This window comes from Bradyrhizobium sp. Tv2a-2 (genome assembly GCF_000472425.1).
Classification (GTDB): Bacteria; Pseudomonadota; Alphaproteobacteria; order Rhizobiales; family Xanthobacteraceae; genus Bradyrhizobium.
Window position 1 is genome coordinate 1 of sequence record NZ_AXAI01000057.1, and the last position, 11,665, is coordinate 11,665.

Here is an 11,665-nt window from a genome sequence, read left to right on the forward strand (position 1 = left end):
GAATCCGATCGAGAGCGTGTTCTCCACGGTGCGGCACCGGACGGTGCGAACGAAAGGATCGCTCTCGCCGAAAACCGCGAAGCTGATGGTGTTCAAGTTGATCGACGCCGCATCGAAGACATGGCGCCGACTGAAAGGAACAAATCAGTTGCCGAAGGTCATCGCCGGTGTAAAGTTTACTGACGGCATCGAGGTCATTCCGACCACTGAAAGCCACGCCGCCTGATCAGGCCGCGTCACCCAGAATCAGCCATAGCTCTGCTCGAAATCCCGCGAACGGAGCTTGAGCGCCTCACATTGAGAGAGGCTCCTGGCAGAAGAGCGTTCTGCTTTCGGGGCTTAAACGTCCGCTGTCTTTCCTATCGGTTGGTTACTTGTGGTAGTTGTTGTTGTCTCCGCTACATAAGGCGAATACTGACATTGTTTCTCACAGAATCGTCGCTGCGAGAAACATCAAACGGCATTTAGTCACTTCTCGTGCTCGTCCCACACCGCTTTCGTACGAAACGTACGCAACATTTGACTCGTGCGCCCGTTATGCTGTTTCGATGACAACGTACGGACCGCAATCTTAGCCATAACGCGACCACGCCGGTTTGGAACAAAGGCATGATCTTCTCCCCCAACAGACCTGAATTGAAATAATTTCAACTCCCAGGATTCGTGTAGACAAGCAATCACTCCTAGATTGCATGCTTAGAAGAGTCGGTTTAAGCAAGTCGCTCCCCTTCTAGAACGACATGGAGTGAACAATGTCTCAACCGAGCTCGAAGTTGATGGGATGGATTGCATCGGCCGGCCTATCGCTGCTGGTGGCGGCACCGGCAGCGGCGCAATCCATCTGGACCTGGACCAACCAATACGGCTCGACCCTGGCGGTGAACAGCTATAACCAAAGCACAGGCGCGATTTCTGGCACCTACACGAACAACGCAAGCAGCAGCTGCGACGAAGGCGCGCCTCAGGCGATGACAGGTTGGCTTGCCCAGAGCAATGGCGGCGCGGCGATTAGTTTTACGGTCAACTTCGTCGGCTGCAGCTCAACGACCGTGTGGACCGGACAACTCAACTCTACATCCGGGTTTCAGGCGCTCCGGCTCCTTTCTCTTGCCGAGCCGGTGGCGTGGAATGGCATCAGCGCGGGCGCGGACACTTTCACCTTCACAAGCGGCGACAAGTCAAAATTGCCGTCTGCCGGTGGAGACGCGGCCAAGGGAGGCGCAGGCGAGAAGCTCTCGAACACGAAGGATCGCAAATGACATGACCTGCGCCGTGACGACGTCTTACTAAGACGTCGTCATGCCGACAGGCGATAGAGACGCAAGCAGGAGGATTCGATAGGGCGGCGCTCGGTGGCATGAAGCGACGAGGTCTATGTCCAGTTTGCACGCCGATGGATGGAGGTCGCGCGACTATGCAATACTGAGATGGGGCATTGCGGAGATTACTGGATGACCGCCGGAGCTTCGTGATCTGCGCGGGAAGTGGCCAGCAGCAGTGAAGCATGCCTGCGAACGCATCCACTGAGTTGTATGAATAAATTTGGCGGCCTCAAAGCCATGGTGAACGACAGCCCCCGAAACGGAGCGCCGTCCGTCACTGAGATATTTTTTGACAGAGAACCCAACGCCTTAGCCAACAAGCTACTACATGGGCGACGATGGCTCGACCAGGCGCCTCCGGCAGGGAAGGCTGTGGAACGCCTCGAGCAGCGTACACCTGCTGATCCGTGGGGTTCAGCCCAAGCGTGCTAAGCCGACGGATAACGGTATTAGGGCGGAGTAGATTGTTCGGGGGTACTTCCCGTGTCGGCTGCGCTTAGATGCGCCGTATCGCGCTGACCGCGCAGATTTGTCGTCGGCTCAACCGGGCTTGGCAGAACCCAGACTCTGTTCAGAGCGTCGATTAGGACGTCCTGAGACGATTCGGCGTCGTTGATCCAGCCGAAGCCGATATGTCCGAAATAATCCGCTGGCACTGCGGCCTCGCCGGCAAACATCCGATATTGCGACCGGTGCGGCAGATCTGAGGACCTCGAGGCGGCGCTTAAGTCGCTCTGGACGTTCCGCCGTTCTGAGCCAATGGGCGCTCGCACGTCCTGCGGAGGAAATTCCCCCGCGGTCGCGCGCATCCTGCTGTTCTGCAGCTGCGCGATGAAGTCCTTCGACCAATCGTGGATCGTATAGTCTCGAAGCTTTTTAATCATCGGCTCCCAGCGTGAGCGGCGCTCTTCGGGAGACGTCTTGATCGCCTGCGTAATCGCGTCGGACACCTCACGAATATTGTTCGGGTCGACGAGAAGCGCTCCCTCGAGCTCGTCAGCCGCGCCGGCAAACTTTGACAAAATCAGCACGCCGGGATCGTTCTTGTCTTGCGCCGCGACATATTCTTTGGCCACGAGATTCACGCCGTCACGCAATGACGTGACCACGCCAACGTCCGCGGTGCGGCAGAGACCGGCCAGAACGGCCTGACTGAGGCCTTCCTGCTCATAGTGGATCGGCTTCCAATCGTCCGCGCCCTGGCGGAAATTGACATCGCTGACGAGCCTCGCGAAATTGTCCTGATAATCGCTGTAAAGTTTGATGTTGGTGCGCGAGGGGTGGCGATCTGCAACAGCGAGATGCTGCGCGGCCGCTCGATCCATTGACGCGCAAAAGCGCGGATTCGGTTGTCGAGGCGTTTGGTGTAGTCGAGCCGGTCGACGCCGATCGCAAGCTTCTTGCCATTGAGATCGCGCCGCAGCGATGAGACATATGGTTCCGAGATCGAATCCACCGCATATTGTGCAAATTTTGTCCGCATCGATTCCGATCGGAAACACTTGGCATTGAGTCAGACGGCCGTCCTTCGAGATCACACCGCCGTCCCTATTGGCGGTCAGTCCAAACTCGGTGCCGATACAAGCAAGGAAATTCTGTCGGTCTGCCTCAGTCTGAAAGCCGATCAGGTCGTACGCCAGCATGGACTCGGTCAGTTCGCGATGATACGGCAGATATTGCACCACCTCGGGCGCCGGCCATGGCGTATGCAGGAAGAAGCCGATCGGTTTGTCGATACCGAGCTTACGTAAATTGCGTCCGAGTGGGATGAAATGATAATCATGCCCCCAGAACGCGTCCCGATCCTTAAAGTCGAGCAGCGCACGCGCCATGAAGGCGTTGATTTCACGATAGCTGTCATAATCCGGTTCCGAGCCAGAGATCCGGTCGGTCAGCGAATGCAACGCTGGCCATAGCGTCGAATTCGCAAAGCCCTCGTAATAGCCAGTATAATCCGCGGCCGGCAGATCGAGCCTCGCTAGCGATCCCTTGCCAAGCTCCTGGATAGACGCTTTCTCCTGACTGCCATCGCCCACTTCGCCCGACGACCCCATCCAGACCGCTCCAGAACGTTCCACCACGGGGAGCAGGGCGGCGGCAAGGCCGCCGGTCATGGGTTGATTGGGCTTGCCGGCCGCAACGCGGTTCGAAACGACGACAAGGTCCACAGGTCGTTCCCGCGAGGCCTTGTCGATGAGCTCTCCGGTATCGGCAGAGACATTAGGATGGGAAGGTCCTTGATCGGCTTGCGACGGCCCGCCCTCTTGCGATTCGCTCAGGTGCAGCTCAAAGACAGCTTGCCCCAGCTGCTGTTCCAGCATGCCATGTGATGACCTGGCGCAATCAGGGGCTGCCCGATCGCTGATTTTGAATGCCTCCACCCCATTCCTCCGTTTGCCGCAGGCTCGCAATCGCGAGCAACCAGCCTCGGGCCTCCCACGCTAGGACGGCTAGCTGTCGGCTGACGAGTCTCAGTGCGAATGGAGCCGCACGGATTTCTCGCTCAACGTGGTCGTACTTTCACCGTCACGTGTCGCCCAACGCAGGCGCAGGAGCGCTGTCCCGGCTCAGCCTGTTGGAGAATGCGACTCAGTACCAACGATCATGCTCGAGGAGCGACGAAACAAAACAGTAGGTCGATTTGAGTGACCGCGCCGGCCTGCATGCCGGGCAGCGTGCCATGGCACCCTTGACGCCTGCAATCGAGTTCGAGCGGATAACTCTCCGATCGAGGAGGTGATCGCACAGTCGTGGGTTGCAAGGCGTCGCGCGCCGCTGAATGGTAATGGTTTCAAACCAGCGTTTTTACCCCCGTTTGGCCCCGTTTACGGCTTGGAGCCGTGAACCTTAATAGCATCTTAGAGTGGTTACTTCCGTAGCTGCCTAGGTGCCAATCAAAGAGGCCCGCCTCCGAACAGGCAGAGCGGCTGATCCGGCAGGACCAGTCGCCGCTGCGGCGCGACCAGATTAGGATAAAGCTCTCCTCGTCTTCGGCCTTCATCAGCGAGGCGTTCGGTGCTGAGAGGCTAGGATCGTCGAGCTTGACCGAGAGATAATGACGATCGTTGTCGCGCAGTCTTTTTGTTGGCGGCTCCGGGACGCGCGCCACATAAGGCTGCATTCGCCGTTACCATTCGAGGATACGGTGCACGACCATCGAGTGGCGCAGGTCACGCCGTCGCGAACCGCTTGCGCTCTTTGTTGCGTGCCGGCAACTTGATCTCGCTCCAGAATGTCGGCGCGCGCATTTCCATATAGCGGTCGATGTCGTCGCCCCCTCAGGCTCGTCAGGCTATTGTCACCGTTCCGCCTGAACTGCCAGGTCAGGAAGTGCCGGGCCTCCCAGATCAAAGCCTCGATGCTGGCGGGGGCAAGGCCTCGCGCCTCACGAAGCCAGACCTCGTATTCGTCGCAGATCGCAAATCGCTCGGCCTCGGCGGCGCAGGCTGCTTTCGGAGGGGGGCCACTGGCCTGCACAAGCCGCAGCAGCGCATGAATTCCGGCGCGCGGGTCGGGTGCTGGTGTGGCCCCGATCGACCATGGCGTTTGCGCAACATCCCACTCGCATGGCTTATGTAGTTCGACACCAGCGCCTCGGTCACGTTCTCAACCTGGATTTTCCGCCGTTCGAGATAATCGAGGAATCTGAGCGCGCACCCGCAGTAGTTACTGATCGTCCTCGGGTGATAGCGCTGGCCGGCCAGTACGATCTTGAGCTCGGCGATCAGGTCTTCATTGGATTTCAGCATCATCGGCTCCTCTGCTGGTCAAATGACTGCAGAGGTCGCAGAGAAATAATGCGGAGCAAAGTCCGTACCAAATCAGCAGAATTCCTCGATATTCTCGCGTCGAACCGGCATTCCTTCACATTACCGCCAACTCGCGATTAGCCGGCTAATGGAGAGGTGAGCATTAGCCGGCATAACGGGCCAGATGCCCCCGGGGGTGCTCGCCCTTGCGGTCGCGTGAGTAGTAGAACATCGCCGCCGGCGGCCGGGCGCCCCCAAACGGCCGGTCGTCCCGCACGTAGATCCAGCACCGTGCCGTGTCGGTCTTGCCCTTGGCCATGACCGGCACCGTCGTATCGTCAGCATGGAGGCGTTCGGCCGCCATCACATGGCCTTCCACCAGGTTTAGCAGGGGTTGAAGGGCCGCAGTGACCCAGCCCACGGCATCGGCCATGGTCGACAGCGCGATCGGCACCCCTTCCAGGGCATAGCGCTCGGCCTGACAGTTCAAGGGCTGATGCTGGCCGAACTTCTCGAACATGATCATGGCCAGGAGGCTCGGGCCGGCCCATCCCCGAGCGATCGCATGGAACGGCGCCGGCGCCTGGTTGATCTTCTCGCAATCGCGGCAGGAGAACTTCTCCCGCACCGTCTCGATCGCCTTCCACTGGCGCGGCACTACTTCCAGCGTGCGCGTTACGTCCTCGCCGAGCTTGCGAAGGCGATTGCTGCCGCAGCATTCACAAGCTGCCGGCGGATCGATCACCACCCGTTCTTGTGGCAGATGCCTCGGGGAAGGTCTGACGCTCGGGGCGCTGGCGCGCAAATCCACGTACCATCATCGTCTTCGCCACGGCCCGTTCTGCCGCCAGCTCGTCCTGGGTGGCGTCGGCTTCCAGCTCCTCAAATGTCAGCGCCAACTGCTCGATCAGGCGCGAAGAACGCGCCGACCGCCGTCCGTAGATCTGATTACAGCCAAATCATCCACAGGTTTCAACTACGCGAACGCACCTGGCAATCCAGCTTGTGGCAGGATGCAAATGCCGGCTGGGGGCCTGTTTATGAGTGACTGGCAAACTGATTTAGACGACCTGTTGAAGCGGACCACCACTTTTGTGGAATCGGTTGGCTCGAAAATCGAAGCACTTGGTGTACGATCGCGCGCGACGGCGGAGCCGATCACTTCGCCTCCCCTCCCCAAATTTGGCGGCTGTGAGCGCGATGAAATCATGAAAAGAGTTGAGAGCTTCAAGGCGCACCAGCTGCGCGCCATACGCGAACGGGAAGAATATGCCGTTTCGGTGCTCACGAAGTTGAAAGAAGCTTTAGGGGTGCGGTCCTGAAATTCTTCGAGTCGCGCCTCTTTGCCGATCCACAGCGCGCAAGCTGCGCCAATGGTTTCGCGCCAGTCCAGGACGGCTGATCTACATCGAAACAGAACAACGAGCTGTTCCTCTATGGGCTCAACAACATAACTGACGATACAAATCCCGCTCATAGCCGAGAACTGCCTGCTGTTTCGCGAAGTGGCGCCACGCTGCGGGGTACTGTCCACATGAGCTGATGTTCGTTCTGAGATAGCCGACCGGAATACCTTCGCGATTGGCCTTACAATATCGGAAGATGAACGGATTTCGCTCTTAAAAGCCTGACGAGAAGCGTTTCCGCTGTTCCCAGCAGCCCCCGATTGAAGTCGCGCTGCTAGTTAGTCGTAGCAGCTCACCACACACTGACGAGAGCAAGACTGCAGCTCGGGAGCAATGCGACAAGCCGAGGCCTGAATGGCCTCTTTCAGGTTCGAAAGGCAATGATCAGCGTCATCCGCTTCCAACGGGATGCCCCTGACGAGGAACCCGACATGTTGCTATCCGGACATAGTTTGAGATATCGGCAGGCATCGACACGCCTGCTTTAGCCGACGAGGTCAGAGTCGATCGATGAGGAAGACGTAGTTCTTCGAGAATATGGCCAGCAAGAATTGGTACGGTTCGCACCATCCTGAAGCTTGGAAAGCACACTGATGCAGAAAGAGCCGCGGGTTGACTGCAACTTAACGTTGGAATAACGGGTGCGACATCTAAGTGGGTAGGTAGGACCAGCGTGGGGCCGGATGTATTAGCGAGGGCAACCTGCGCCAGCGCTGAGCTCGCGCCGGTTTGCGATCAATCGGACGGTCTTGTCGGAGTTTCCCGTTCTTCCTCCACCAGCCGCTCAGCAAACGCGGTGAGCTTCTGACGGCGCTGCCTGCTGTTTAAAGCAAGAAAGCTCTTCATAAGCCTAAGGAGGAAGTCCGTTGTCTCGTCAGCTTTCATTGCAGATAGATCGTGTTTCATAAGGATGCGAATAGTTGGGGCTCATTCAGGCCACGTGCTGTGACCAAACCTTCGCTCGATAAACTCATCGCTCAGCTTCAGTTATGCATTTTGGATGCTAGGGCGCTACAGCTCAAGATGTTAGAGCAACTTCTGTCAATAGCTCTACTCGAAGCCTACGACGCACGGGACAAGACCGGTGGGGCCTCGAAAGGAGGAGCTTAAGCGACCGGCATTGCGGAAACGTGCAGTCTTGTTACACCAGCCGCAACAATCGAGATCAAGAACCAAGCTGCAGTCCTCAGAGACGGAAAGGTACTCTCGAGCGACTTCAACCATATTGACCTTGCCGCTGACAATGTCCTCCGCGGCCACGTTCAGATTTTGCTATGCGCCGTTTTGGTCTGTCGAATCCAAGGCCGGCATTCGGAGCACGAGGGGGAATGTCAGCTCGGAGAGCTTGTTGAGCGCGTCATGCTCTTCAGCAAGTCGCCTCGCGATGAACGCCCGCTCGACGTCCGACAACTCGGTTGAAAGCAGTCTGCGATATCGATGAATGTTGTTGCGGTGCGCGCGGAACCTCGCCAATTTCTCATCAACCGATACGTCGGATGCGATCGTCTGCATAACTCTGTCGGCGTGGCCACTTCGCTTGATCTGATCCATAACTTGCCGCTACCTAACCTGTTGGCAACCGCGATCCGAGTGGGGCACTCGTTTCGAATTGTCCGCAAACCACTGGATCGTCATCCACGGCGCAGGAAGAGAAGTTTTTTCGGCTCATGGCTATATCCTGATCCTGCCAAAGAGCAAGAAGGATCGGACCTGCAACCGAACTGACCGTCTGGTCCGGCCTGGTTCCTCCACTTGACGTTGGAGCGAAGTCTGCTGAAGAGGCGCAAACCATTTCAAAACTCCGATCAGGAATTTTTTGATCAGCTTGGTCGATCCGACCAGGGCATAAGCAATAGTCGAGCCAATTTGAGCTCCGCGCAGCGTCGTCGCTGGTCGGTTTATAAGCCAATAATCGGCGGCGCCCCTCATGCAAATCACAGGCTCTGTGGTTTGGTTGAGACGAAGCAAGCGACGCACTTGTCCGACCGTGTTGGACGTCAGACACATAGTATGTCTTACGTCGACCTCTGCAACTGACTTGAAGCGTGCCGCTTGAGGTGGGACATCTCGGGCAGCAACACAGTTCTCTGCTATTCGAATTAGCACAACATGCGCGTCGGAGAAGAGCTGGGTCGCAAAACCATCACAACCAACTGATACCTTGCAGTTTGCGCTTCAGGCCGGATGTACGCCTGCGGCAGTGAAGGGCCCTGGCCGCCGCGCCGGGGTCTTTTGCGTTTCGTTGGGGAGCTGCGAATGAGTAGCTGCGACGTTACTCCGTCATGGAGCCAATGAGCGGGAAGCGGGCCGCCCTTGAGCTCGCAAGCAGAGCCCTTTTTGGCATACGCTAACGAGGGAGGCCGCGCCCGTGTAACTCCGGGCGAGGCTATATGGTTGGCGCCTAATCCGTTAGCGCTGGTGACCTGAACTGCTTCCAAGTTTCAGGGCCTTCTGTCGGGGAGATCCTGCGGGCCTCCGCATAAGCTTGGCAATCTTCGATACCGGCGTCTTTATCTCTCGAATGCTGCTTAAGGAGTAAAAGATCAACTGCGGTATAGGGCTTGCGGACCCGTTTCTTCTTTTTGGCCAACCTCACTCCTCGAATTAGGTGCATGGCAGGGTCATTTGGGTGCAGACGCACGAAAGCGCGCTCGATGCAATCGCTTACAGCCAACATCAGGGAGGTCGATCGGGCACTTAAATTCCGATAGGTATATCGGGCCTCACAGGTTGACACGCTCTTTCGATCATAAGGATCCTTGCGTGGATCAGCGGTCGACACCGTTGTATTCCGCCCATGAATCCGCAGTCTCGTAGACTTTTATGCCTGAAAGCTGCGGCAACTTAGACTTTATTTCATTCCAGATCCAAACGGCGATGTTCTCCGCTGTCGGGTTCTCCAATCCGTGAATGTCGTTCAGACACTGGTGATCCATCTTCCGCAGCAACGGTCCGAACGCCTGCTCGACATCGAAGAAGTCTGCGACGAAGCCCGTGCGAGCATCGACGGTTCCTGTCAATTCGAGCTCCACGCGATAGGAATGTCCATGCACTCTATGGCACCGGTGCGTTGCGGGTACGTTCGGCAATCGATGGGCAGCCTCAAACCTGAATGCTTGAGCTATTTTCATGTGATATCCCAGGTACCATGAAAGTGAACGCCTAGTCATTGCTCGGAAGTGTGAGGCAGTAGCCGATGGCCTCCAGAGTTGGCAAGGAGGCGACTGCCGCGTGGGTAAAGCGACCTTCGCGAAAGCCGAGCCGAGAGGATTCGGGCGATCACCATTGTGCTAGCAAACAGCTTCAATGGATACCAGACGTGATTTCGAGGCAGGTACGTGATTTGGGCTGCCCAGATTCTCAATGGACACTGAGCGTCTCGGCATGCGACCGACTTGGGCCGGACAGAGCGTGAGAGCAGCAGAGCTTACGTTAAATGGTGCGGGGACCCGCGTCTGCCTGGGTCGATGATCCCCGCGCGAGCAGCGCCCTCGATTCGGGGCACGGCTGGCGCAAGAGCTAAACTGGTTGAAGGCAACAGGAAAAAGCCCGCATGTGTTTATCCGCCGCGCTTTGTCCGAAACGTACAAACCATTTCATTTCCATCCGCTCTGGCCGCATTGTTCCCATATTTTAAATACGCTAAAAGCGGGAACCACAGGTTTGCTTGGCTTACGGCGGCGCCCAGTCGCTCCACCGGGAGTCGAGAAGCGACCCGAGAGCATCGCTGCGCAGCAGGAAGCAGTTGAAGAAGTTGTTTTCGGCGTGTTCGGTACATTGATCGACTCCGGTGACAGGAGGTCGCTTTAGAGTGGCTCTGGAGTCTGGAGGACAGCGCAAAACTCTGCGTGTCTCGCGTTGTGAGCCATGTGTAATCAACATGCAGCTTTCGAAATTGTCGTGAAGCAGCGCGGGCGAAGGTGGTTGTGGTCGATCAGCACGACAGAGGGCATGCTGGTTATGACAGGCTCAAGAAGCAACCAGTCCGCCGCCAGCTACGAAGCCAATAGAGCCCTTTTTCTATTGCTTCTGAGTGCGCCATATCGGTTGCGAGTTTCCGCTCGAGCGGCCCCTCGGCGTTCAGTTCCGCGCCGGAGCTAGGGTTATTTTAGTAAAAGGCCCTCGTTCGACCGTACGCAAAGCCGGACAAGGCCAAACCATCTGGGAACTGAGCAGCGGTCGATCGGCCAGCAACGAACATTGACCAGGTCCGCGCTGAATCTGGACAGCGATGGGCGCGAGCTCGTGAAGTTCATTTGAGTTGAGCCGATTGAATCCAGTCCGTGAACTCCGGCTCGAATCGGCCAAAATCTGTCGGCTTGGTTTTTCACTGTGACGGTCTTGCCTGAAGGAGGCGCAACCGCACCGGAGGCGAACTTGAAGACTGCCTTGCCGGAGCCTTCGCCCCCCCCCACGGCTTTGTCGTTCTCCCCAACGATGGAGCTTGCGCCTTCCAAGAGCTCCTCAACAGCGCATCCGCCACGCGCTCGGTGAGTGCCGACGGAAGCCAGTTGCGTTCCTCTGGGACCATCCCATTCGCTGATTGAGACTGCCGTGACCGCAGCGTCCTTCAGCGTCCCATCCTCACCGCGGCAGGCGCATTTGATGCTGTGTTCAGTCCGATCACCCAGCGCCTCTTGGGTGGTCGCTATTATGGGGGTGAAATCATAGCGCCCGATGGTGTCCGGGAGCCCAACTTCGTTCATTCCTATAAAACCAAAGAGCGGAACAAGCTTCGTCATTCTGGGTGTCTGGTAGCGGGCGGATTTCACAGTTCGTACAACTTGACGTTACGTGCGATTCAAGCCCCTTCGATGACTTGCATTTAACGTTTTTGCACTGATGCTCGCAGCCTTGGTAGTCACAATTCAGCCGCGCAGTGGCGAACCGGCTGCCAGCAGAGTGCGTCGGGGGCCCTGGATATCGTAGGAGAACAAGAGGAGCTATGGCCGAAACTGGGTGATGACGGGTTGAGAGAGGCGGCGTATCGAGGCGGGTGTCGAGCCTGCCAGAACCTCAAGGAGAGCGATACGCCATGACCGAGACTACCAACGTTTTTGCTTTTCGTCAGCCCTCCGCGGTTGACGATCCACTGACCGATATCCTCCGCGCCGGGGCGCGCGACCTGCTCGCCAGGGCGGTCGAGATCGAGGTCGACACGTTTCTGGCCAGCACGTCCGAGCTGACA

9 protein-coding genes and 3 pseudogenes are annotated in these 11,665 nt (G+C 57.6%); 5 read left to right on the plus strand and 7 right to left on the minus strand.

Annotated elements, in window-relative coordinates; translation table 11 throughout:
- Window positions 1–226: pseudogene (locus A3AI_RS44785) on the plus strand (IS256 family transposase); the annotation flags it as partial.
- Window positions 227–752: 526 nt separating this feature from the next.
- Window positions 753–1,259 (plus strand): avidin/streptavidin family protein, encoded by a 507-nt coding sequence (locus A3AI_RS0141055; RefSeq protein WP_024521026.1) that lies wholly within the window; start codon window positions 753–755, stop codon window positions 1,257–1,259.
- A 512-nt stretch (window positions 1,260–1,771) separates the two neighbouring features.
- Here A3AI_RS0141055 and A3AI_RS44790 read toward each other — a convergent pair.
- From A3AI_RS44790 to tnpC, 4 genes and pseudogenes are all read right to left on the minus strand, one after another.
- A complete protein-coding gene (locus tag A3AI_RS44790) occupies window positions 1,772–3,703 on the minus strand; it encodes an alpha,alpha-trehalose-phosphate synthase (UDP-forming) (RefSeq protein ID WP_283807329.1) in 1,932 nt (643 codons plus the stop codon).
- 410 nt (window positions 3,704–4,113) lie between these two features.
- Window positions 4,114–4,443, minus strand: a complete 330-nt coding sequence (locus A3AI_RS50425; RefSeq protein ID WP_502685796.1) for a DUF736 family protein — start codon at window positions 4,441–4,443, stop codon at window positions 4,114–4,116.
- 226 nt (window positions 4,444–4,669) lie between these two features.
- Entirely contained in the window at window positions 4,670–5,074 is a 405-nt protein-coding gene (locus A3AI_RS44795; RefSeq protein WP_051382802.1) for a hypothetical protein, read from the minus strand.
- A gap of 163 nt (window positions 5,075–5,237) precedes the next feature.
- Window positions 5,238–6,018: pseudogene (gene tnpC / locus A3AI_RS44800) on the minus strand (IS66 family transposase); the annotation flags it as partial.
- 93 nt (window positions 6,019–6,111) lie between these two features.
- On the opposite strand from tnpC, the gene A3AI_RS0141075 reads away from it, so the two are divergent.
- Window positions 6,112–6,393, plus strand: a complete 282-nt coding sequence (locus A3AI_RS0141075) for a hypothetical protein (RefSeq protein WP_036051663.1) — start codon at window positions 6,112–6,114, stop codon at window positions 6,391–6,393.
- Window positions 6,394–7,749: 1,356 nt separating this feature from the next.
- On the opposite strand, the gene A3AI_RS0141090 is transcribed toward A3AI_RS0141075, so the two are convergent.
- Both A3AI_RS0141090 and queD read right to left on the minus strand, forming a co-directional pair.
- Window positions 7,750–8,028, minus strand: coding sequence for a hypothetical protein (locus A3AI_RS0141090; protein ID WP_024521028.1), 279 nt, complete (start codon window positions 8,026–8,028; stop codon window positions 7,750–7,752).
- Window positions 8,029–9,245: 1,217 nt separating this feature from the next.
- Window positions 9,246–9,608, minus strand: coding sequence for a 6-carboxytetrahydropterin synthase QueD (gene queD / locus A3AI_RS0141105; RefSeq protein WP_024521031.1), 363 nt, complete (start codon window positions 9,606–9,608; stop codon window positions 9,246–9,248).
- A 397-nt stretch (window positions 9,609–10,005) separates the two neighbouring features.
- Here queD and A3AI_RS48575 point away from each other — a divergent pair, with 397 nt between their 5' ends.
- Window positions 10,006–10,287 (plus strand): hypothetical protein, encoded by a 282-nt coding sequence (locus tag A3AI_RS48575; protein WP_156928178.1) that lies wholly within the window; start codon window positions 10,006–10,008, stop codon window positions 10,285–10,287.
- A 293-nt stretch (window positions 10,288–10,580) separates the two neighbouring features.
- Here A3AI_RS48575 and A3AI_RS44805 read toward each other — a convergent pair whose 3' ends face one another.
- A complete protein-coding gene (locus tag A3AI_RS44805) occupies window positions 10,581–11,219 on the minus strand; it encodes a hypothetical protein (RefSeq protein ID WP_051382806.1) in 639 nt (212 codons plus the stop codon).
- Between the two features lie 293 nt (window positions 11,220–11,512).
- On the opposite strand from A3AI_RS44805, the pseudogene A3AI_RS49775 reads away from it, so the two are divergent.
- Window positions 11,513–11,665, plus strand: a pseudogene (locus A3AI_RS49775) (IS256 family transposase); the annotation flags it as partial.